15 protein-coding genes are annotated in these 21,966 nt (G+C 71.2%); 13 read left to right on the forward strand and 2 right to left on the reverse strand.

Going from position 1 to position 21,966, the window contains the following annotated elements:
• Nucleotides 1-62: 62 nt before the first annotated feature.
• A complete protein-coding gene (locus NCCP_RS14215) occupies nucleotides 63-4,886 on the forward strand; it encodes an NAD-glutamate dehydrogenase (RefSeq protein WP_149957947.1) in 4,824 nt (1,607 codons plus the stop codon).
• Between the two features lie 3 nt (nucleotides 4,887-4,889).
• The gene (locus tag NCCP_RS14220) at nucleotides 4,890-6,365 is read left to right on the forward strand and encodes a sensor histidine kinase (RefSeq protein WP_149957948.1); all 1,476 of its coding nucleotides are present in this window, start codon (nucleotides 4,890-4,892) and stop codon (nucleotides 6,363-6,365) included.
• An 81-nt stretch (nucleotides 6,366-6,446) separates the two neighbouring features.
• Here the strand turns inward: NCCP_RS14220 and NCCP_RS14225 are convergent, their stop codons facing one another.
• Nucleotides 6,447-7,748, reverse strand: coding sequence for a lytic transglycosylase domain-containing protein (locus NCCP_RS14225; protein ID WP_149957949.1), 1,302 nt, complete (start codon nucleotides 7,746-7,748; stop codon nucleotides 6,447-6,449).
• 209 nt (nucleotides 7,749-7,957) lie between these two features.
• On the opposite strand from NCCP_RS14225, the gene NCCP_RS14230 reads away from it, so the two are divergent.
• Nucleotides 7,958-8,317, forward strand: coding sequence for an Rv2175c family DNA-binding protein (locus tag NCCP_RS14230; RefSeq protein WP_149957950.1), 360 nt, complete (start codon nucleotides 7,958-7,960; stop codon nucleotides 8,315-8,317).
• A 50-nt stretch (nucleotides 8,318-8,367) separates the two neighbouring features.
• Here NCCP_RS14230 and NCCP_RS14235 read toward each other — a convergent pair whose 3' ends face one another.
• Entirely contained in the window at nucleotides 8,368-9,492 is a 1,125-nt protein-coding gene (locus NCCP_RS14235) for a polyprenyl synthetase family protein (protein WP_149957951.1), read from the reverse strand.
• A gap of 143 nt (nucleotides 9,493-9,635) precedes the next feature.
• Between NCCP_RS14235 and dinB the strand changes: the two genes are divergently transcribed.
• The 10 genes from dinB to murD all read left to right on the forward strand — a co-directional run bounded on the left by dinB (nucleotide 9,636) and on the right by murD (nucleotide 21,831).
• The gene (gene dinB / locus NCCP_RS14240) at nucleotides 9,636-10,841 is read left to right on the forward strand and encodes a DNA polymerase IV (protein WP_149957952.1); all 1,206 of its coding nucleotides are present in this window, start codon (nucleotides 9,636-9,638) and stop codon (nucleotides 10,839-10,841) included.
• A 248-nt stretch (nucleotides 10,842-11,089) separates the two neighbouring features.
• Nucleotides 11,090-11,452, forward strand: coding sequence for a DUF3040 domain-containing protein (locus NCCP_RS14245; protein ID WP_149957953.1), 363 nt, complete (start codon nucleotides 11,090-11,092; stop codon nucleotides 11,450-11,452).
• Between the two features lie 384 nt (nucleotides 11,453-11,836).
• On the forward strand, nucleotides 11,837-12,268 hold the full coding sequence (mraZ, locus tag NCCP_RS14250; RefSeq protein WP_149957961.1) for a division/cell wall cluster transcriptional repressor MraZ: 432 nt from the start codon (nucleotides 11,837-11,839) through the stop codon (nucleotides 12,266-12,268).
• 195 nt (nucleotides 12,269-12,463) lie between these two features.
• Nucleotides 12,464-13,465, forward strand: coding sequence for a 16S rRNA (cytosine(1402)-N(4))-methyltransferase RsmH (rsmH, locus tag NCCP_RS14255; RefSeq protein WP_225873857.1), 1,002 nt, complete (start codon nucleotides 12,464-12,466; stop codon nucleotides 13,463-13,465).
• A 2-nt stretch (nucleotides 13,466-13,467) separates the two neighbouring features.
• Nucleotides 13,468-14,244 (forward strand): cell division protein FtsL, encoded by a 777-nt coding sequence (gene ftsL / locus NCCP_RS14260; RefSeq protein WP_149957955.1) that lies wholly within the window; start codon nucleotides 13,468-13,470, stop codon nucleotides 14,242-14,244.
• Between the two features lie 20 nt (nucleotides 14,245-14,264).
• Nucleotides 14,265-16,112 (forward strand): peptidoglycan D,D-transpeptidase FtsI family protein, encoded by a 1,848-nt coding sequence (locus NCCP_RS14265; protein WP_149957956.1) that lies wholly within the window; start codon nucleotides 14,265-14,267, stop codon nucleotides 16,110-16,112.
• Nucleotides 16,112-17,734, forward strand: a complete 1,623-nt coding sequence (locus tag NCCP_RS14270; RefSeq protein ID WP_149957957.1) for a UDP-N-acetylmuramoyl-L-alanyl-D-glutamate--2,6-diaminopimelate ligase — start codon at nucleotides 16,112-16,114, stop codon at nucleotides 17,732-17,734. The genes NCCP_RS14265 and NCCP_RS14270 overlap by 1 nt, the downstream gene beginning before the upstream one ends.
• A gap of 13 nt (nucleotides 17,735-17,747) precedes the next feature.
• On the forward strand, nucleotides 17,748-19,211 hold the full coding sequence (locus NCCP_RS14275; RefSeq protein WP_149957958.1) for a UDP-N-acetylmuramoyl-tripeptide--D-alanyl-D-alanine ligase: 1,464 nt from the start codon (nucleotides 17,748-17,750) through the stop codon (nucleotides 19,209-19,211).
• On the forward strand, nucleotides 19,208-20,314 hold the full coding sequence (gene mraY / locus NCCP_RS14280) for a phospho-N-acetylmuramoyl-pentapeptide-transferase (protein WP_149957959.1): 1,107 nt from the start codon (nucleotides 19,208-19,210) through the stop codon (nucleotides 20,312-20,314). The genes NCCP_RS14275 and mraY overlap by 4 nt, the downstream gene beginning before the upstream one ends.
• Complete coding sequence (gene murD, locus NCCP_RS14285; protein WP_149957960.1) at nucleotides 20,296-21,831, forward strand: UDP-N-acetylmuramoyl-L-alanine--D-glutamate ligase; 1,536 nt, start codon at nucleotides 20,296-20,298, stop codon at nucleotides 21,829-21,831. The genes mraY and murD overlap by 19 nt, the downstream gene beginning before the upstream one ends.
• Nucleotides 21,832-21,966 lie beyond the last annotated feature (135 nt).

A 21,966-nucleotide genomic window follows, 5' to 3' on the forward strand; every position in this document is an offset into this window, starting at 1 on the left:
CTGGGAGGACCTCGAGGCCGCAATGGCGCGGCCCCGTATCGCTACCTGGAGGCGCTAAACGCATGTCCACCGGTTCCCGCACCCCGGACCAGTTCATTGCAGACATCCTCTCTCCTGACTTCGTGGAGACCTATTACGGGCATCTGGCGCCGGAGGACGCCGCCGCATACCCGCCAGGGGAGTTGGAGGCGCGGGTCGAGGCGCACCTGCACGCCGGCCTGATCCGGGATCCGGGGGAAGCGGTGGTCCGGGTGGAGCCCAGCGGGGCCAACGCGGTGGTGTACGTGGTCACCGACGACATGCCCTTCCTCGTCGATTCGGTCACCGCCGAGATCGTGCGCCAGAAGCACGGCATCAACCTGGTGGTCCACCCGATCCTGGTGGCCAACCGCAGCCGCGAGACCCACGAGCTGACCGCATTGCGGGCGGTGCCCACGCACGCGCCCGTCGCCAGCGGCGACACCGCCGCGCTGGGGGACCTCTCGCAGTATTTCGGCGACGGCTCCCAAAGCCGGCTGGAATCCTGGATCGCGATCGAGATTGGCGGCTCTCCCGACGAGGAGCGGATCGCGCTGCTGGTCGCCGGGATCGAAAGGATCCTCGCGGACGTCAAGGTCTGCGTCGAGGACTGGGAGGCCATGCGGAACAAGGCCCACGAGATCGCCGACAACCTCGGCTGGGTCCGCGGCGCCGACTCCATCCCGGACCTGCATACCGCCAGCGACCTGTTGCGCTGGCTCGACGACGGCAACTTCACCTTCCTTGGCTATCGGGAGTACGACCTGGTCACCGAGAAGGGGCAGGACGTGCTGCGCGCCCGGCAGGAAAGCAGCCTGGGGCTGATGCGCCGTTCCGTCGGCGGAGGGGTCCAGCACCTCACCGAATCCGGCCGGGCGAAGGCGCGCGAACGCCGGGCCCTCATCATTACCAAGGCCAATTCCCGCTCAACGGTCCACCGCCCCGTCTACCTCGACTACGTGGGCATCAAGAGCTTCGACGCGCAGGGCAACGTCAACGGCGAACGCCGGTTCATCGGCCTGTTCGCCTCCGGCGCCTACACCCGTTCGGTGCGCAGCGTCCCGGTGGTGCGGGACAAGGTGGATGCCGTGCTGAAGGCCTCCGGGTTCGCCCCCGACTCCCACTCGGGCAAGGACCTGCTGACCATCCTGGAAACCTACCCCCGTGACGAGCTGTTCCAGACCGAGGTCCAGGACCTGCATGAGATCGTCACCGGCATGCTGGCCCTCCAGGAGCGCCGCCGCACCACCGTGTTCGTCCGCCCGGACGTGTACGGGCGCTTCATGTCCGCCTTCGTGTTCCTGCCCCGCGACCGCTACACCACCAGCGTGCGCCTGCGCATCGAGGAGGAGCTGCGCAAGGTCTACGACGCCGAGTCGATGGACTTCGAGGTGCGGATGAGCGAATCCTCGCTGGTCCGGCTGTTCTACCGCATCAGGCTGCGCCGCCGGGGGGACTTTCCCGCCGTCGACCGCGCCGACCTTGAGCGCCGCCTGGAGCGCGCCGTCCGCTCCTGGGCCGAAGGCATCGACCAGGTGGTGCGCGGGCGCTATCCGGCGGACCAGGCGCCCGCCGTGTCCCGGCGCTGGGCCGAGGCCTTCCCGCCCGCCTACCGCGTCCACTTCGAGGTCGAGGACGCGCTTGAGGACATCGCCCGCTTCGGCGCCTACGACGACCCCGCACACCGCGGACCCGTCCTGCGCGTCTACCTGCCCAAGGACGGCGACGCGGAAGAAGACGCCCGGCTCAAGCTCTACCTCACCGAACCGGTCTCCCTGAGCCATATCCTGCCGGTGCTGCACAACCTGGGCCTGCGCGTGCTGGACGAGAAACCCTTCGAGGTTTCCCGCGGCGACGGGCGCACCTTCTTCCTCTACGACCTGGGCCTGTTCTACCCGGAGGGCGTGGACCCGCTGCGCACCGAGGCGCTGCTCTCCGAGGCCTGGGCGGCCGTCGCGCTGGACCGCGCCGAATCGGACCCGTTCGACCGGCTGGTCCTCAAAGAGGGCATGCACTGGCGCCAGGTCGCCGTGCTGCGCGCCTACACCAAGTACCTGCGCCAGTTGGGCGTGCCCAATTCCTACGGGTTCGTCGCCGACACCGTGCTGGCCAACCCCGCCGTGGCGCGGGCGCTGGTCACCCTGTTCGAATCCCTGTTCGACCCGGCCCTGGACGAGGCCGCCCGGGCGCAGGCCCTCAAGGCAGCCCGGACCGACCTGGCCGCCGGGCTCGAACAGGTCCCCACGCTGGACGCAGACCGCCTGCTGCGCCGCCTCGCCGAAGTGATCGAGGCGACCCTGCGCACCAACCACTACCAGGGGGCGGACCACCTCGCGTTCAAGCTGGACCCCTCCCGGATCGACAGCGCCCCCTTCCCGCGCCCCAAGTACGAGATCTGGGTGTACTCCCCGCGGGTGGAAGGCGTGCACCTGCGCTTCGGCGACGTCGCCCGCGGCGGGCTGCGCTGGTCGGACCGCCGGGAAGATTTCCGCACGGAAGTCCTGGGCCTGGTCAAGGCCCAGGTGGTCAAGAACGCCGTGATCGTCCCCACCGGCGCCAAGGGAGGGTTCTTCGCCAAGCGCCTGCCCGATCCCGCGGCGGACCGCGCCGCCTGGATGGCGGAGGGGCAGGCCGCCTACCGGATCTTCATCCGGGCACTGCTGGACCTCACCGACAACCTGGTGGCCGGCCCCGACGGCGAAACGGTGGTGCCGCCGCGCGACGTCGTGCGCCGCGACGGGGACGACACCTACCTCGTGGTCGCCGCCGACAAGGGCACCGCGTCCTTCTCCGACATCGCCAACTCGATCTCCCTCGAAACCGGGCACTGGCTCGGGGACGCCTTCGCCTCCGGAGGCTCCATCGGCTACGACCACAAGGCCATGGGCATCACCGCCCGCGGCGCCTGGGAGTCGGTCCGCCGGCACTTCTTCGAACTGGGCCTGGACACCCAGGCACAGGACTTCACCGTGGTCGGCATCGGCGACATGAGCGGGGACGTGTTCGGCAACGGAATGCTCCTGTCCCGCCACGTGCGCCTGGTGGCCGCCTTCGACCACCGGCACATCTTCCTGGACCCGGACCCGGATCCGGAGGCCTCGTTCGACGAGCGCAAGCGCCTGTTCGACCTGCCGCGCTCCAGCTGGGCGGACTACGACGCCTCCCTGATCAGCGAGGGAGGCGGCGTCTACCCGCGCAGCGCCAAGTCCGTGCCCGTCTCCGACGCCGTGCGCCGCGCCCTTGGCCTGCCCGAAGGCACCGTGCGCCTCTCCCCGCCGGAACTGCTGCGCGCGATCCTCACCGCGCCCGTGGACCTGCTCTACAACGGCGGCATCGGCACCTATGTCAAGGCTTCCACCGAAACGCACACCCAGGTCGGGGACCGCGCCAACGACGCCATCCGCGTGGATGGCCGGGACCTGCGGGCCCGCGTGGTCGGCGAGGGCGGAAACTTGGGCATGACCCAGCTGGGCCGCGTCGAGGCCGCCCTCGCCGGGGTCCTGCTCAACACCGACGCGATCGACAACTCCGCCGGCGTCGACTGCTCCGACCATGAGGTCAACATCAAGATCCTCGTGGACCGCATGGTCAAAGCGGGCCGGCTCGACGCCGCCGAGCGCGCCGGCTTCCTGCAGGCGATGACCGACGACGTCGCCCGCCTGGTGCTGCGCACCAACATCGACCAGAACGTCCTGCTGCTCAACGAGAAGCAGCGCCTGGCCGAGTGGAGTCCCAGCTTCGAGCGCTTCATGGACTGGCTGGAGGTCGCCGCGGATCTGGACCGGAACCTCGAGTTCCTGCCGGACAATGCCGAACTCGAGTCGCGGCTGGCCCGCGGGCAGGTGCTCACCGCCCCCGAACTGTCCGTGCTGGTCGCCTACGCCAAGATCCAGCTCAGCAGGGCGCTCGCCGACAGCGACCTGCACGAGGACCCGTACTTCGAGGACACCCTGGTGCGGTACTTCCCGGAGCAGGTCGCCGAACGCTTCGGCGCCGACGTGCAGTCCCACCCGCTGCGCCGGGAGATCATCGCCACGGTGGTGGCCAACGACATGGTCAACCTCGGTGGCATCACCTACGCCTTCCGGGTCATGGAGGAAACCGGCGCCGCCGAGCCCGCCGTCGCCCGCGCCTTCGTGGCGCTGCGCGAAATCTACGACCTGGACGGCTTCACCGCGGACGTCCTCGCGCTGCCGGCCGGGTTCCCGACCGACAAGTGGTGCCGCATGCAGCTGGACCAGCGCCGGCTGCTGGACCGCGCCACCCGCTGGCTCATCAACCACTCCGAGAAGGGCCGCACGGTCGGGGAGGACATCGCCGCATACCGCGACACCGTGGCCGGCCTGCGGGCCGAGCTGGGCACCCTGCTGCGCGGCTGCGACGCCGACCGCACCGTTGCCTGGAAGGCCGAGGCGCTGGGCTGGGGTGCCCCCGAGGACGTTGCCAACCGTTGGGCGGTGGCCTTCGAGAGCTTCTCCCTGCTGGATGTTGCCCGGCTGGCCGCCGAGACCGGACAGCCGGCCCGCGACGTCGCCGCCGTCTACTACGCGGTCTTCGACCGCTTCGGCGTCGACTCGCTGCTGGAGCGGATCACCAAGCTGCCGCGCCAGGACCGCTGGCAGGCGCTGGCCCGGGCGGCCCTGCGCGACGACCTCTATTCGACCGTGGTGGACATTGCCCGGGCCGCGATGGAGGCGGCTCCGGACACCGCCGATCCGCTGGTGCGCCTGGACGCGTGGGGTGAACGGAACGCCGAGGGCCTGGAGCGTGCTATGAATATGTTCGACGAAGTCAGCAGGCTTGAGCGCGACGACATGGCTTCGCTGGCAGTGGCCCTTCGGCTGCTGCGCTCGATCGTACGGAGGTAACGCTTGGCCATCTTCACGGACGCCATTCGGGAACACGCCGACTTCGCTCCGGGGGATGAGGAGTGGCTCCACCTGCTGGTGGGGGACTGGCAGCTGGTTGCGGACCTCGCGTTCGCGGACCTGGTGCTCTGGTTCCCCGTGCCGGAGGGGACGTACGTGGCGCTGGCCCACGTGCGTCCCTCCACCACGCACACCGTCTTCCACTCCGACTTCGTGGGGGAGCGGATCCGCCGCGACCTCAAGCCGCTGGTGGAGAAGGCGTGGAACACCCGGCAGGTGCAGCGTGCCGACGAGGACCACTGGACGCGCGAGGCCGCCATGCGGATCGAGGCCGTCCCGTTCGTGCGGGAGGGCCGCCCCCTTGCGGTGGTCACCTGCCACCAGGACCTCTCCAACCAGCGCATGCCCTCCCGGCTGGAGATGACCTACCGCCAGTGCGCCCAGGACCTGCTGCGGATGGGCACCCAGGGCCTGTGGCCCGACTTCGCCAGTCCCACCGAGTCCCGCCGGGGGGCCCCGCGCGTGGGCGATGGCCTGATCCGGCTCGATGCGGAGGGGATCGTGCAGTACGCCAGCCCCAACGGCGTGTCCGCCTTCCGCCGCCTCGGCGGGGTGGACAGCCTGGAGGGCCGTTCGCTGGCGGAGGTCACCACCGGCCTGCTCACGGACCGGCGGATGGTCGACGAGACGCTGCCGCTGGTGGTCACCGGCCGCATGCCCTGGCGCACCGAGCTTGAGTCCAAGGGCGTCTGCCTGTCGCTGAGGGCCATTCCGCTGCGGGACAACAACCGCCGCTACGGCGCGCTGGTGCTCTGCCGCGACGTGACCGAACTGCGCCGGCGGGAGATGGAACTGCTCTCCAAGGACGCGACCATCCGCGAGATCCACCACCGGGTCAAGAACAACCTGCAGACGGTGGCGGCGCTGCTGCGCATGCAGTCCCGCCGCATGCGCAGCGAGGAGGGCAGGCAGGGCCTGGAACAGGCGATGCGCCGGGTGTCCACGATCGCGCTGGTCCACGAGACGCTGTCCCAGGGCCTGACCCAGAACGTGGACTTCGACGGGCTCATTGACCGGCAGTTCCGCCTTGCGGCGGAGGTGGCCTCGCCCGGGCAGTCGGTGCGCACGGAGCGCACCGGCAGCTTCGGGGAGGTGCCCAGCGAACTGGCCACTCCGCTGTCGCTGGTGATCAACGAGCTGGTGTCCAACGCCGTCGAGCACGGCCTGCGGGACAAGGGCGGCACGGTGAGCCTGGCCGCGGAGCGGGGCACCGCTCCGGACGGTGCGGCCCGGCTGCGGGTGGCCGTGTCCGACGACGGCGTCGGCCTGCCTGCGGAGCCGCGCAGCGAGGGCCTGGGCCTGCAGATCGTGCGCACGCTGGTCACCAGCGAGCTGGGCGGCACCATCGAGTGGGAAACCCGTCCCGGCGGCGGGACCCGCGTGGTACTGGACATGCCGGTGGCGGCGCGCCAGCCCTAGGCGATATGACGTGCGGCGCCGGTGACGGACGCCCCGGCGGGCGGGGAGCCGGACTGCCCCGCCCGCCGGGGCGGTCCGGCGCTAGCTGAAGGCCTTCTTGTGGGCCAGGACGTTGGCCACGTAGCGCTTGGTGTCGCTGAACATCCCGTACTTCCGCACCGAGGCCTGGCCCTGGTAGTAGGAGGCGATGCCGATCTGCTCGGTCGCGCTCGTGCGCTGGAGGGCGCGGATGATCGCGACGCCGGCAGTGGCGTTGTCGTACGGGTTGAGCAGGTCCAGCCTGCGTCCCACCAGCTGGGAGGCCCACTCCCCGGAGGACGGGATGACCTGCATGGCGCCGATCGCGTTGGCGGGGGAGACCGCGGACATGCTGAAGCCGGACTCCTGGTACGCGTGGGCCAGGGCCAGTGCCGGATTGACGCCCATCTTCCGGGCGGTGGCGGCGATGATCGACTTCATCTCCGCCCGGCTGGGCAGGTTCCGGGAAAGCAGGATGGCTTTGTTCCTGTTGGCCGAGGACACCGTCGCCGCCGGGTAGGTGTAGTGCAGGAACGTGCTCGGCACCAGCTGGGAGCTGGCCGTGTTCGCGGAGGCGCCGGAGACCTTGAGCTTCTGGCCGGGGTAGATGGTGGAGGTGGCCTTCAGCCCGTTGGCCTGGAGCAGGGAACCCAGGGCCATGCCCCGCCTGGCGGCGATGCCGGAGAGGGTGTCCCCGCGGACCACCGTGTAGGTGCCGGCCGGCGCGGCGGCCGCGGCAGCCGGGGCCTTGCCCCCGGAGGTCCTGCCCGCCGCGGAGGCGCCGGAGACCTTGAGCTTCTGGCCGGGGTAGATGGTGGAGGTGGCCTTCAGGCCGTTGGCCTGGAGCAGGGAGCCCAGGGCCATGCCCCGCCTGGCGGCGATGCCGGAGAGGGTGTCCCCGCGGACCACCGTGTAGGTGCCGGCCGGCGCGGCGGCCGCGGCAGCCGTCCGGGCGGAGGATCCCGCGCGCAGCGTCAGCCGCTGGCCCACGTGGATCCGGTCGGCTGAGGCAAGGCCGTTGAGCTTGACGAGGCTGGCCACGCCCACGCCATGCTTCTTGGCGATGCCGGAGAGCGTGTCGCCGGACTTCACGACCACACTCGTGGCCGCGGCGGCGGCCACGGTGACCCGGGACGGGACTCGGGCCGCCACCAGGTGGGCGGCGATGCGGTCCTGGGCGGCGGCGATGCGGGCCCCGGTGGCGGCCTTGGGTGCCAGGACGGAGGACATGGCCGGCCCGGCTGCCAGCGCGGGCGCGGTGCTGGCCAGGGACGTCAGGACGACGGCGGGAATCGCCGCGGCGGCCACGGCACCTTGGCGGGCGCGGGCCATCTGGCGGACCCGGGGCGTTGCGGAGTCAGTCATGTAACGAATCCTCTGGTCGTGGCGGCATTCGCCGCGTCGCGTGCGTCTTCGCGGGCGCGGGGAGCGGCCCGAGGGACGTGTGTGACTAAAGTTGCGAGTGTTACTCATGTGAATCTACACCACCGGCCCGGAGGGCAAAACCGGCATTCCGGTGCGCCACGGGCGGGCCCGTGGCGCACCGGAGGGCCCGCATGTGGCAATCTGGAACGGTGAGCACTCTCGAAGAACTTGTGGCCGACTGGCTGCCCCTCCCCGACCTCGCCGACCAGCTCGGCGTCAACATCAAGAAGGTCCACAGCCTGCTGGACGAGCGGGCCGTGGTGGCCGCCCGCGTCGAACTGGGCGACAAGCGCGTGCGTGCCGTCCCCGCCGCGTTCGTCCAGGACGGGCACCTGATCGACAGCCTGAAGGGGACGATCTCCGTCCTCGTCGATTCCGGCTTCACGGACGAGGAGCTGCTGCTGTGGCTGTTCACTCCGGACGAGTCCCTGCCGGGCACTCCCATCCAGGCCCTGCGCGAGGGGCGCAAGACGGAAATCCGCCGACGCGCCCAAGCCCTGGCCTGGTAGCCGGCTCCCCGCCCGCGGCGCGCGCCGCGGGCGGGGGCTAGGGTCCGGCGTCAGGACGTGCGGCGGATCGCCGCCTCTCCGAGGCCGCGCAGCGCCGCGCGGACCGGACCGGCCACCGGCAGGCGCTCCAGCGCGTCGAAGCCGGAGGCGGAGAGCTCGGAGATTGCACGCTCGGTGGCCGCCAGCGCGCCACTGGCCCGCAAAATCGAGCACATGCGCGCAACCTCCTCCGTGGCGAGGTCCTCGGCGCCGAGCCGTTCCTGGATGAACCCGCGGTCGGACTCCCCGGCCAGCAACAGGGCGTGGGCGATCAGTTCGGTGCGCTTGCCTTCGCGCAGGTCGTCCCCGGCGGGCTTGCCGGTTTCGGCCGGATCCCCGAAAACGCCCAGGACGTCGTCGCGCAACTGGAACGCTTCGCCCAGCGGCAGGGCGAACTCCGAGTAGGCGCGCTGCAGCGGTTCCGGGGCCCCGGCCAGGGCCCCGCCCAGCAGGACCGGGTTCTCCACCGAATACTTCGCGGACTTGTAGCGGACCACGGTGCGGGCCCGGGCGACAGCCTGGTCGGGGCCGAAGGTGGGGCCGGCCGACTCCTCCAGCACGTCCAGGTACTGCCCGGCCATGACCTGGACCCGCATGGTGTCGAACACCGCCCTGGCGGCCGGAGGCACCGGAACGATGGTGCCGAAAAGCTGTTCGCTGTAGGACAGGCACAGGTCCCCGGCCAGCACCGCGGCGGCCTCGCCGAACCGGGCGCCGTTGCGGTGCCACGCACGCGCGCGGTGCAGCGCTTCGAAGCGGCGGTGCACGCTGGGCTGTCCGCGGCGCGTGTCGGAACGGTCGATCAGGTCGTCGTGGATCAGTGCCGCGGCCTGGAACAGTTCCAGCGCCGCCGCAGCCTGGACGATCGCCGGCTCCGCCGGGTCGCCGCCGGCGCCCACGAAGCCCCAAAACGCGAAGAGCGGGCGCAGCCGCTTCCCGCCGCGGACCAGCGCGCGGATGCTGCCCACCAGTTCGACGGCCTCGGCCGAGATTTTGCCGACCGTTCCGGCCTGGCCCTCAAGGAAGGTGTCCAGGGCCGTATTGACGCGGCTGGCAAAGTCGGCGGACAGTTCCGCCGGCGTGGTCCCGGGAGCGGGATCCGTGGTGGGCTGCGGGGCGTGCGGGTGCTCGGTCATGGCGTCAATCTGTTGCGGGGACGGGCTACAGCCCCACTGTATCCGCAGCTCCCTGCATTCGCCCTGCCCCTGTGCCCCGGCGCGAAGACCCGGCGCGAAGACCTGGCACGAAGACAGCGGGCGCAAAGACATAGCATGGTGGCATGGCGGAGGGTGCACGGGACAGGGCAATCCTGCATGTGGACATGGACGCGTTCTATGTGTCCGTGGAACTGCTCTCCCGCCCGGAGCTGGAGGGGCGCCAGGTCATCGTGGGCCATGCGGGGGAGCGGTCGGTGGTGCTCTCCGCCTCCTACCCCTGCCGCAGCCTCGGAGTGCGCTCCGCCATGCCGATGTCCGCCGCCGTGCGGATGGCGCCGCGGGCCGTGGTGCTCGAACCGGACATGGCCGCCTACCGGCACTATTCCGGGCGGATCATGGCGATCTTCCGTGAGGTCACGCCGCTGGTGGAGCAGGTCAGCGTCGACGAGGCGTTCCTGGACGTCACGGGGAGCCTGCGGCGGCTGGGACACCCCCAGGTTATCGGCGACATGATCAGGCGCAGGATCCGGACTGAGCTGGGGCTGCCGGCCAGCGTGGGCATAGCCCGCAACAAGTTCGTCGCCAAGGTCGCCTCCACCCGCGCCAAGCCCGACGGCCTGCTGGCGGTGCCGCCGGCCCAGACCGCCCGGTTCCTGCACTCACTTCCGGTGCGCTCCCTGTGGGGCGTGGGGGAGCGCACCGCGCAGGTCCTGGCCGGGGCCGGAATCGCCACCGTCGCCGACCTGGCGCAGGTGCCGGTCCGCACGCTCGAGCGGATGCTGGGGGCACAAGGGCCGCAGCTGCATGCCCTCGCCTGGGGGCTGGACGACCGCCCGGTGGAGCCCGTCCGCGTGGAAAAGAGCATTGGCGCCGAGGAGACCTTCGCGCGGGACGTCTCCGAGCCCGAGGCGCTCCGGCGCGAATTGCTGAGGTTGTCCCATCGGGTGGCCGAGCGCCTGCGTGCTTCCGGACGGGAGGCTGGAACCGTGGTCCTTAAGGTGCGCTACGCCGACTTTTCCACAATCACCCGCAGCCGCCGGCTGGCCCAGCCCGCCGGTGCCGCCCCCGCCCTCCACCAGGCCGCCGAATCGCTCCTGGACGCCCTTGGCGCGCTGCCGCAGCCGGTGCGGCTGCTGGGGGTGCGGGCCGAGCAGCTCGCGGAGTCCGCCGGACACCAGCTGAGCATCGACCGCAGCGAAGGTAACTGGCGGCAGGCCGAGGAGGCCATGGACCGCATCCGTGCCCGCTTTCCCCAAGGGGCCGTGCGGCCCGCGACGCTGCTGCCGGGCCGGGGCCCCTCGGAGGGGCCGGCCGGGGCCGGCGCGTAGGATCCGGGGCCGGACGGGGCCGGTACGGGGCCGGTACGGGGCCGGTACGGGGCCGGTACGGGGGGCGCGCCGCGCCGCATATCACACTCAAACTACCGGACTGCGGTACTGCGGGACTATCCTTGAAGCACCAGAGCGTAGCGGTGTGGCCGCATGGTCCGGGGAACTTCTCCGGGGAGGCGGTCGTTGCACCCCCAAAGGGCCGCATCGAGGCGCACCGAAGGAACGAAGGGACGGGGGAAGGGACCATGCCGCTTTCCGAGCACGAGCAGCGACTCCTTGAGCAGCTGGAGAAGCAGTTGCACGAGGATCACCGTTTCGCCTCCTCCATGAAATCCGCCGCGGGTCCGGGCGGATATTCGACCCGCAACATCGCGATCGGTTCCTTGGTGGCCGTCGCGGGGATCATCGTGCTGCTGTTTGGCATTTCCGGCCAACTGATCCCGGTGGGGGTCCTGGGGTTCGCAGCCATGTGCGCCGGGGTGTACATCGCCCTGTCCAAGTCGGGCATGCGTTCCTCTCCGTCCGGCCGCAAGGCGCGCAAGGGCAAGACCTCCTTCATGCACGACCTGGACCGCAAGTGGGACGAACGCCGGCGCGGCGACGAATAGACGGATGGCAGGCCGGCGAAGCAAGCCGCCGGCCACATGAACCAGCGCAGGAATACCGGCACAGGAACACCAGCGCAAGAGCGAAACCGCGCATGAACGATGCACCGGAAGGACCCGTGGATTCCACGGGTCCTTCGTCCTTTTGGCGCCCCCATTTGGCGTCCCTTGGGGCCATGCCGTGCCCGCGGCCTTCACCCCGGCTTCACCCGTCCGCCACCCTGCCTGAAAAGCCGCCGGTGACGTGCAGCAACGCGCGGTCCCGCGCGGCGCGCCGGGGGGGTTAATTTCGTTGACAGTGGAGGGAAGTGGGGTAAAGTGGGGCCAGGAGGAGGGCAGTGGAAAAGGCGAGGCGGGAACGCTCCATAAACCGAGAAGGCGGTGCTTGTGTTCCTAGGGACGTATGCACCCCGGCTCGACGAGAAGCACCGTCTGATCCTCCCGGCCAAATTCCGCGACGAACTGGCCGAGGGGCTGGTCCTGACGCGGGGCCAGGAGCGCTGTATCTATGTCTTCAGCCGGCAGGAATTCGAACGGGTCCACGAGCAGATGCGCCAGGCCCCGCTCTCTTCCCGCCAGGCGAGGGACTATATCCGCCTCTTCCTCTCCGGCGCGTCTGACGAAACGCCGGACAAGCAGGGCCGGGTCACGATCCCGGCCCCGTTGCGTTCCTACGCGGGGCTCGACCGGGAGGTCACGGTCATCGGGGCGGGAACGCGGGCCGAGATTTGGGATTCCAGGGCTTGGAACGAGTACTTGGAGGAGAAGGAGGCAGCCTTCTCCGACACCGACGAGGACATACTGCCGGGCATCTTCTAGCGGCGCCCGCCGCCAGGGGCCCGGACGGCGGCTTGGACGAGATCTCCAGCCGCCCGGCAGGCACCGACCTGGCTCATCTTCCCCTGAGCCAGGCAGGGGCACCGCCGGGCCGGAGGGGGATCTGGCCCAAGCCGCTGCAGTGAAAGACCACTGCAGTGAAAGAACACCGACGAGACAATGCGGGAAGGGGGCCCAGTGGCAAACGACGTACCGGAGGCCGCGCCGCGTCCAGCGAGCGAGCGGCACGTGCCCGTGCTCCTGGAGCGGTGCGTGGGGCTCCTGGAGCCCGGCATCCGGGCCGGGATCGAGGCCCGCGGCCGCGCCGTCGTCGTCGACTGCACACTGGGCATGGGCGGGCATTCCGAAGCGATGCTTGAACGCTTCCCGGAACTGCACCTGATCGGACTGGACCGCGACGAGCAGGCCCTGGCCTTGGCCGGCGCCCGCCTGGAACGCTTCGCGGGCCGCACGGACCTGGTCCACGCGGTGTATGACGAGGTCGCCGACGTCGTGGCCGACCTGGGCTTCGCCGGGGTGGACGGAGTCCTGTTCGACCTCGGCGTGTCCTCCCTGCAGCTGGACGAACGCGACCGCGGCTTCGCCTACTCCTACGACGCCCCGCTGGACATGCGCATGGACACCTCCAGGGGGCCCACCGCCGCCGACATCGTCAACGGGTACTCCGAGCCGGAGCTGGTCCGCATCATCCGGACCTGGGGCGAGGAAAAGTTCGCCGGGCGCATTGCCTCCTCGATTGTCAAGGCCCGTGAGGCTGCCCCGCTCACCACCACGGGGGAACTGGTCAACGCCATCCGTTCCGTGGTCCCGGCCGCGGCGGCCCGCACCGGCGGCCATCCGGCCAAGCGCACTTTCCAGGCGCTGCGCATCGAGGTCAACGAGGAGCTCGACGTGCTCGACCGCGCGATCCCCGCCGCGATGGGAGTGCTGGAGGTCGGAGGCCGGGTGGTGGTGATGAGCTACCACTCGCTGGAGGACAAGATCACCAAGCGGCATTTTGCCGCGGGTTCGCGGTCCTCCGCCCCCGCCGGGTTCCCGGTGGAGCTGGAGGAGCACAAGGCGCAGTACAGGACGCTGACCCGGGGGACCGAAACCCCCACGGCGCAGGAAATCGAAGAGAACCCCCGGGCGGCCTCGGCAAAGCTGAGGGCCGTCGAACGAATCCTGAAGAGGAGCTGACCATGGGCATCCGGACCCAGACGGGTGTTGAGCCGCACGGGATTCCCGCCTCGGCGGTGGATGGGGCCACGGCCCGCGCCCTCGTCCCGGAGCCCCGGCACGATGCGCCCGAACCGCGGCGGCGGACCGCGCTCTCCGTCGTCCCCGCCGTGGTGGGGGGCCGCCGGCTGCAGTTTGCCCTCTTCTGCTTTGCGGCCATGCTTGCCGCCGCCCTCGCCACGGTCCTGGTGCTGAACATCTCCGTCTCCGGCGGGCAGTACGAGGTCGTCAAGCTGCGCAACCAGGAGCAGGCCTTGGTCCAGGAGAACGAGGCCCTGGCCCAGCAGGCGCAGAAGCTGGAGGCCCCGCAGAGCGTTGCGGCCAAGGCCGCCGAGCTGGGCATGGTGGTTCCCGGATCCGTCGCGTCGATTGACCTGGAAACCCTCAAGGTCGCCGGCACCTCCTCCGAGGCCAAGGCCGAGGAAAGCCCCACCTCCCTTGTGGCCGACCGTGAGACTGCGGCCCGGGACACCGCGGCCCGGGACACCGCGGCCCGGGACACCGCGGTCGGCGCCGGAGCCTCCGCGGCCGAACCCGCCGCCCCGCCGGCGGAAACGGCGGGGACGGCGCCCGCGGAGGAGGGCACCCCCGCCACCGGCCCGGTAACGGGAACGGAGCCCGCAGGGGAGCGCCTCCCGGCCGGCGGCGTGCCGGCCCGCATCGTGGACACCGAGTTCACTGAGCAGGAACTCAACGGCGGAACGATTCCGGCCCCGGCGCAGCAGCAGCCGAAGAACTAGTGCGACGCGAGGATTGATGGATGGCAGCGCCACGGACCGGGACCGCCGGCACCCGCACGGGGGACGACGGAGCCCGGCAGCAGCCGCGCACGGGAGTCCGGCTGCGCGCCGGCCTGGCCGTGGCCCTGGTGATGCTGCTGGTGCTCGGCGGGCGCCTCTTCTTTGTCCAGGGGCTTGACCCGGAGGGCATCGCCCAGGCGGCCGTCAAGAACCGTATCCGCGTCCAAACCATCCAGGCCGAACGCGGCCAGATCCTGGACTCCGCGGGGCGCGTGCTGGCCGCCAGCGTCGAACGCTACGACCTCGTCGTCAACCAGCGCCTGCTCAAGCCCGAATTCACGCGCAAGAACCAGCAGAGCGGCGAACGCGAAAAGGTCACCATCGACCAGGCCATCGCCGAACTGGTTCCCCTGCTGGACCAGGACGCGGAGACCCTGCGCGCCTCGATCGTGGGCCGGGAGGGGGCCGAGAAGAAGGGGTACTCCTACGTCGCCAAGGGCGTCACGCCCAAGGTCCGCAATGCGGCCCTGGCCGTCGGCATTCCCAGCCTCACCAGCGAGCAGCGCACCGAGCGCAACTACCCCAACGGTTCCGTCGCCGGCAGCATCCTCGGCTTCATGACCGCGGACGGCAAGGCCGCCGAAGGCCTGGAACTGAGCCAGGACGCGGCACTCGGCGGCACCGACGGCAAGAAGACCTACGAGGTCGGAGCCGACGGCGTCCGCATCCCGATGGCCACCATGCAGGAGGTGGACGCGGTCGACGGCCAGGACGTGCGCCTGACCATCAACAGCGACATCCAATGGGCTGCCCAGGAGGCGGTCATGGCCAAGCAGAAACAGTTCAACGCGGAGTGGGTCAACGCCGTCGTGGTCGAGGTCAAGACCGGCAAGATCCGGGCCCTGGCCGACTCGACCACCGTGGACCCCTCCGACCCCGGGGCCACCGATCCCGAGTTCCGCACCTCCACCACCGTGACCCAGGCGTTCGAGCCCGGATCCACCGGCAAGGTCGCCACCTTCGCGGCGGCCCTCGAGGAGGACGTGGTGGAGCCCACGGAGGAGTTTACGGTCAAGAACTCCTACACGATCCAGAACGAGAAGATCAACGACTCGCTCAAGCACGCCACCTTCCAGATGACCGCCGCCGGCATCTTCGCGCGCTCGTACAACACCGGAACCGTCAAGATCGGCAGCCGCCTGACCAACGAGCAGCGCTACGAGTGGATGAAGAAGCTGGGCATCGGGGAACGGATCGACATCGGGCTGCCTTCCTCCAACCCGGGCATCTTCACCCCTCCCGCCGCCTGGGACCGCCGCCAGCAGTTCACCACCATGTTCGGGCAGGCCTACACGCAGACCGCCCTGCACACCGCCAAGGTCTTCCAGACCGTGGGCAACCACGGCGTGCAGGTCGAGCCCAGCCTCATCGAGGCCTACATCTCCCCGGACGGGACGGAGCACCCGGTGGCGGAGCCCGAACCCCGGCGCATCTTCTCCGAGGAGACCTCCGAGGAGATGCGGCGCATGATGGAGACGGTCGTGGATGCCGGTACCGGAACCCTGATGGCCATTGACGGCTACCGGGTGGGCGGCAAGTCCGGCACGGGCCAGGCCGCGGGACCCACCGGCGGGTACGACGGCCACACCAGCTCCTTCGCCGGCATGGTTCCCATCGACGACCCGCAGTATCTGGTGGTGGTCACCATGCACCGCCCCAAGGGCAATTGGCGCAGCTGGTCCGTCGGTGATACCTTCACCCGCATCATGAGCCAGACCCTGAACACGTACGATGTGGCGCCGAGCACCACGAAATCCCGGGCCTACAAGGTCTTTGTCGGCAAGAACCAGAAGTACGGCTGGGACTGATGGACACGGACACCACTGCGGCGCGCGACGCCGAGCGCGCCTTCCGCCCTGCCACCGCACCCGCGCTGACCCTGGCCGGCCTCGCCGCCGCGGCAGCCGCCGCGGGAACCGCCGTCCGGCTGGAGGGGGACGGGGCCGCCGTCGTGCACGGGGTCTGCCTGGATTCCCGCGCCGTCCTGCCCGGGGACCTCTACGCCGCCGTGCCCGGCGCCAACCGCCATGGCGCCGACTTCGCGGCCGCGGCCGCCGCTGCCGGCGCGGCCGCGGTGCTCACCGACGGGGAGGGCCTGGACCGGGTCCGCGCCACCGGCCTGCCCGTGCTGGTGGCCGGCTCCGTGCGCGCCGCCGTCGGCCCCCTCGCAGCCTGCCTGCACGGCACCGCGGCCGGGCCCGCGCTGCTCGGCGTCACCGGAACCAACGGCAAGACCACCACCACCTATTTCGCCACCTCGCTGCTGCGCGCCCTGGGCCAGCGGACCGGCCTGGTCGGGACCATCGAGATCGTCGCCGGCGCCACCCGCATCCCCAGCGTCCTGACCACCCCCGAGGCGCCGCAGCTGCACGCCCTGATGGCCCGCATGCGCGAGGCCGGCGTGGACACGGCGGCCATGGAAGTCTCCTCCCACTCCATCGACTACGGGCGCATTGGCGGGCTGGCCTTCGAGGTGGCGGGCTTCACCAACCTCACCCAGGACCACCTGGACCTGCACGGCACCATGGAGGAGTACTTCGCCTCCAAGGCCCGCCTGTTCGAGGCCTCCCGCACCCGCCGCGCCGTAATCACCGTCGATGACGCGTGGGGGCGGCGCATGGCGCAGTCCTCCACCGCGCGCACCTGGACGCTGGCCACCGCGCCCGCGACGGAAGGGCACGACGCCGACTGGCGGGTCCGCGGGATTGTCTCCGACGGGCTGGGCCACCGCTTCGAGGTGGCCGGGCCGGGCGGCGCGCTGCTGCGCGCCCGCACCGGGCTGCCGGGCCTGTTCAACGTCTCCAATGCCGCGCTGGCCCTGCTGATGGTCCACGCCGCAGGCGCCCCGCTGGAGGATCTCCAGCGCGTGCTCGATCGCGACGACCCCCTCACCGTCGAGGTCCCCGGGCGCATGCAGGTGGTCGGCCGGCGCCCCGCGGCGATCGTGGACTTCGCGCACAACCCCGACGCGCTCCAGCGCGCGCTGGAGTCGGTGGACAGCGCCCGCCCCGGTGCCCGCACCATCGTGGTCTTCGGCGCGACCGGCCAGCGGGACGCCACCAAGCGCCCCGTGATGGGAGCGGTCGCCGCCCGCCACGCGGACCTCGTGGTGGTCACCGACGACGACCCGCACGACGAAGAACCCGCCGGCATCCGGGCGGCCGTGCTGGCCGGGGCCCGCGAGGCCATGGCCGGCGGGGCCCGCGCCGCCGACGCCGTCGAGGTGGCGCCGCGAGCAGCCGCCATCGCCGCGGCCGTGGACCTCGCCGGGCCGGAGGACACCATCCTGGTGGCCGGGCGCGGCCACGAGGTCTGGCAGGAGGTCCGGGGCGTGAACCTGCCCCTGGACGACCGCGTGGAACTGCGCGCCGCGCTGCGCGCCCGCGGCTTCCTGCCCGCCGATTCCGCCCACCCCACCGCCAAAGGGTAAAGTCCACCTAGTCATGATTGATCTCAGTACCGCCGAAATTGCGGCCATTACCGGCGGCCGCCCGACGGCGACCGCCCTTCCCGAGACCCTGGTCCGCGGCGTTGCCACGGACTCGCGCGAATGCGCGCCCGGCTGGCTGTTCGTGGCCAAGCCCGGCGCAGCCTCCGACGGCCACCGCTTCGTCGGGCAGGCCTTCGCGGCCGGAGCCGTGCTGGCCCTGGCCGAGCGCGAGACCACCGCCGCCGACGGCACCGTGCACCCGGCCGTGATCGTCCCCGACGCCGTCCTGGCCATGGGCAAACTCGCCGCACACACCGTTGCCCGGCTGGCCGAAACCACCGGCCTGCGCACGGTGGGGATCACCGGCTCCGCCGGGAAGACGACCACCAAGGACCTGCTTGCCGCCATCCTGGCCGGCACCGGGGAAACGGTTGCCCCCATCGGCTCCTACAACGGGGAGGTCGGCGTACCGCTGACCGTCTTCCGGGCCACCGAGGCGACCCGCAACCTGGTCGTCGAGATGGGCGCGACCGGAATCGGGCACATCGAGTACCTGGCCCGCATGGTCCGCCCCCAGGTCGGCGTGGTGCTCTGCGTGGGCAGTGCCCACGCGGGCGAGTTCGGCGGCACCGAAAACATCGCCCGCGCCAAGGGCGAGCTGGTGGAGGCCCTGCCCGAGGAAGGCACCGCCGTGCTGAACCTGGACGACCCGGCCGTGGCCGCCATGGCCTCGCGCACCCGCGCCGCCGTGCTCGGCTTCGGCGAGGAGGCCCCGGCCGGCGCCGTGTCCGCCGAGGACGTCTCGGTCGACCGGGAAGGGCATCCCCGCTATACGCTGCGCCTGCCGGACGGTTCCACCCACCCGGTGCGCAGCGGCCTGATCGGACGCCACCACGTGGCCAACCTGCTGGCCGCCGCGGCCGCGGCGTACGCCCTGGGCGTCGACGGCGCCGCCATCGCCGCGGCCCTCACCGGCCGCGGTCCGGCCAGCCGCTGGCGCATGGAGCGCACCGACCGCCCCGACGGCGTCACCGTCATCAACGACGCCTACAACGCGAACCCCGAATCCATGCGCGCCGCCCTGCGCACGCTGGCCGAACTCGGCCTGCCGGACGCCCAGGGGCAGGCCCGGAGGACCTGGGCCGTGCTGGGCGAAATGCTCGAGCTGGGCGAGGACTCCGTTCTGGAGCACGACATGCTCGGCCGGCTCGCGGTGCGCCTGAACATCAAGAAGCTCCTCATCGTCGGCCGCGGGGCCAAGGCGGCCTACAACTCGGCCGTCCTGGAAGGCAGCTGGGGCGATGAGGCGATGTTCGTGGAAAGCGCCGAAGAGGCCGAGCACCTGCTCAACGAGGGGCTGCGGCCCGGAGACATCGTCCTGTTCAAGTCCTCCAACGGTGCCGGCCTGCGCCTCCTGGGCGACCGGCTGGCATCGGCCGCGGGCGGCGCGGCCGCCGCGGAGGGGAGCGTCCGGTGATCGCCCTCATCATTGGCGCGGGCTCGGCACTGCTGCTGTCGCTGCTGGGCACGCCGCTGTTCATCAGGCTGCTCGTCAAACAGGGCTACGGGCAGTTCGTCCGCGACGACGGCCCCACCTCCCACCACACCAAGCGCGGCACCCCCACCATGGGAGGTGCCGTGATCGTGCTGGCGGTGCTGGTCGCCTACTTCGGAACGCACGGGATCCTGTCGCTGATCAGCGCGCATTCCACCGGCCCATCGGTCAGCGGCCTCGTCCTGCTGTTCCTGACGGTGGGCATGGGGCTGGTGGGGTTCCTCGACGACTTCATCAAGATCTCCAAGCAGCGCAGCCTGGGCCTGCGGGCCTGGCAGAAGATCGTGCTCCAGAGCGCGGTCGGCATCGCCTTCGCCGTCCTGGCGCTGCAGTTTCCCAACGAGAAGGGGCTCACCCCGGCCTCCACGCACATCTCCTTCATCCGCGACCTGAGCCTGGACCTGGCCTTCGCCGGGCCGCTGCTGGGAGCCATCCTGTTCGTGCTCTGGGCCAACCTGATCATCACCGGCACCACCAACGGCGTGAACCTCACCGACGGCCTCGACGGACTCGCCACGGGCGCGGCCATCATGGTCTTCGCGGCCTACACGCTCATGGGCATCTGGCAGTACAACCAGGCCTGCGGCTCCTCCCGCTCCATCGGCACGGTCTGCTACGAGGTCCGCGACCCGATGGACCTGGCCCTGCTGGGGGCCATCCTCTGCGGCGCCCTGGTGGGCTTCCTGTGGTGGAACACCTCGCCGGCGAAGATCTTCATGGGCGACACCGGCTCCCTGGCCATCGGCGGCGCCGTCGCGGCCTTCGCCATCCTCTCCCGCACCGAACTGCTGCTGGTCGTGCTGGCCGGGCTGTTCGTGATGATCGCCCTGTCGGTGATCATCCAGGTCGGGTACTTCAAGATCAGCGGCGGCAAACGCGTCTTCAAGATGGCGCCGCTGCAGCACCACTTCGAACTCAAGGGCTGGGCGGAAGTGACCGTCGTGGTCCGGTTCTGGATCCTGGGCGGCCTCTTCGTCGCCGCCGGCCTGGGAATCTTCTACGCCGAATGGGTGGTGGGACTGTGACGCACGCACCGGTCGGGGAGCTGACCAGCTGGGACGCCAACTGGACCGGGCTGCGCGTGGTCGTGGCCGGGCTGGGGCTCTCCGGCTTCTCCGCAGCCGACACCCTGGTGGAGCTTGGCGCCCGCGTGGTGGTCATCGACGGCGCCGACACCGAGGCCAACCGCGCCCGCGCGGACACCCTGGAAATCGTCGGTGCCGCCGCGGTGCTGCTGGGGACCGCCCACGTGGCGGACCTGCCCCTAGTGGAGGGCGAGCCGGCCGAACTGGTCATCGCCTCCCCGGGCTGGAACCCGCGCCACCCCGTACTGGCCGCCGCGGCCGAGGCGGGCATCCCGGTCTGGGGCGACGTCGAACTGGCCTGGCGGGTGCGCGAGCGCGCCGGCCGCCGGACCGCCGAATGGCTTGCCGTCACCGGCACCAACGGCAAGACGACGACGGTCGGCATGGTCGAGTCCATGCTCCGTGCCGCCGGGCTGCGCGCGGTCGCCGCCGGCAACGTGGGCACCCCGATCCTGGACGCGGTCCGCGACCCGGAGGGCTACGACGCCATTGCCGTGGAGCTTTCCAGCTTCCAGCTGCACCACACCCACACGATGTCCCCGCTGGCCTCGGTAGTGCTGAACCTGGCCGAGGACCACATCGACTGGCACGGCAGCTACGCCGAATACGTCGCGGCCAAGGCCAAAATCTACGAACGGACCCGCGTCGCGGCCGTCTACAACGTCGAACAGGCAGAGACCGAGCGGCTCGTCGAGGACGCGGAGGTCGTCGAGGGCTGCCGCGCGGTCGGCTTCACCACGGGAATTCCCGCGGTGAGCATGCTCGGCGTCGTCGAGGGCCTGCTGGTGGACCGCGCCTTCATCGAGGACCGCCGCACCTCGGCCGCCGAGATGGCCACGCTCGAGGACCTCGGCGAGGTGGCGCCCCGGCACACCGTCGCCAACGCCCTGGCCGCCGCGGCGCTGGTGCGTGCCTACGGCGTGGAACCGCGCGCGGTGCGCGAGGGCCTGCGCGCCTTCGACCCCGGCGCGCACCGCATCCAACCGGTGGCCCGGCGCGGGGACATCCTCTGGATCAACGACTCCAAGGCGACCAACCCGCACGCCGCCGCCGCCTCGCTGGGGGCCTTCGCCTCCGTGGTGTGGATCGCCGGCGGCCTCTCCAAGGGAGTCGACTACGACGACCTGGTGGCCGCCCACGCCGAACGGCTCAGGACAGTGGTGCTGATCGGCACCGATACCGCCGCGCTGCGTGCGGCCCTGCAGCGACACGCGCCGCAGGTGCCCGTGATCGAGGCGGCCGTGGGCGAAACTGGACAGGAACGGGCGCAGACCGCGCGCGGCACGGAGGTCATGGCCGCGGCCGTGGCCGCCGCCGCCTCCGTGGCCGCGCCCGGGGACACCGTCCTGATGGCCCCGGCGGCCGCGTCCATGGACCAGTTCGCCTCCTACGCCCACCGCGGCAATGCCTTCATCGAGGCCGTCAGGGCCCTCATGGAGGCGGACGAACAGCACTAAAGGAGCACCCGTGCCAGCCCCCACCACCCCGCCGCGCGGACCCGCCCGGCCGCCCCGCCCGCGGGTGAAGGGCCGCGCGGTCCCCGCCGCGGGGCCTTCCGCGGGGCCTTCCGCCGCGGAGCCCGCCGCCCCGCA

Origin of the sequence: Zafaria cholistanensis (assembly GCF_008580665.1) — a bacterium.
GTDB classification, from domain to species: domain Bacteria; phylum Actinomycetota; class Actinomycetes; order Actinomycetales; family Micrococcaceae; genus Zafaria; species Zafaria cholistanensis.

Excerpts from the sequence above, each read along its gene's own strand:
- NCCP_RS14215 (WP_149957947.1), top strand. The coding sequence starts at position 63 with ATGTCCACCGGTTCCCGCACCCCGGACCAGTTCATTGCAGACATCCTC.
- NCCP_RS14225 (WP_149957949.1), bottom strand. The coding sequence starts at position 7,748 with ATGACTGACTCCGCAACGCCCCGGGTCCGCCAGATGGCCCGCGCCCGC.
- NCCP_RS14235 (WP_149957951.1), bottom strand. The coding sequence starts at position 9,492 with ATGACCGAGCACCCGCACGCCCCGCAGCCCACCACGGATCCCGCTCCC.
- dinB (WP_149957952.1), top strand. The coding sequence starts at position 9,636 with ATGGCGGAGGGTGCACGGGACAGGGCAATCCTGCATGTGGACATGGAC.
- NCCP_RS14245 (WP_149957953.1), top strand. The coding sequence starts at position 11,090 with ATGCCGCTTTCCGAGCACGAGCAGCGACTCCTTGAGCAGCTGGAGAAG.
- ftsL (WP_149957955.1), top strand. The coding sequence starts at position 13,468 with ATGGGCATCCGGACCCAGACGGGTGTTGAGCCGCACGGGATTCCCGCC.
- NCCP_RS14265 (WP_149957956.1), top strand. The coding sequence starts at position 14,265 with ATGGCAGCGCCACGGACCGGGACCGCCGGCACCCGCACGGGGGACGAC.
- NCCP_RS14270 (WP_149957957.1), top strand. The coding sequence starts at position 16,112 with ATGGACACGGACACCACTGCGGCGCGCGACGCCGAGCGCGCCTTCCGC.
- NCCP_RS14275 (WP_149957958.1), top strand. The coding sequence starts at position 17,748 with ATGATTGATCTCAGTACCGCCGAAATTGCGGCCATTACCGGCGGCCGC.
- murD (WP_149957960.1), top strand. The coding sequence starts at position 20,296 with ATGGGTGGTGGGACTGTGACGCACGCACCGGTCGGGGAGCTGACCAGC.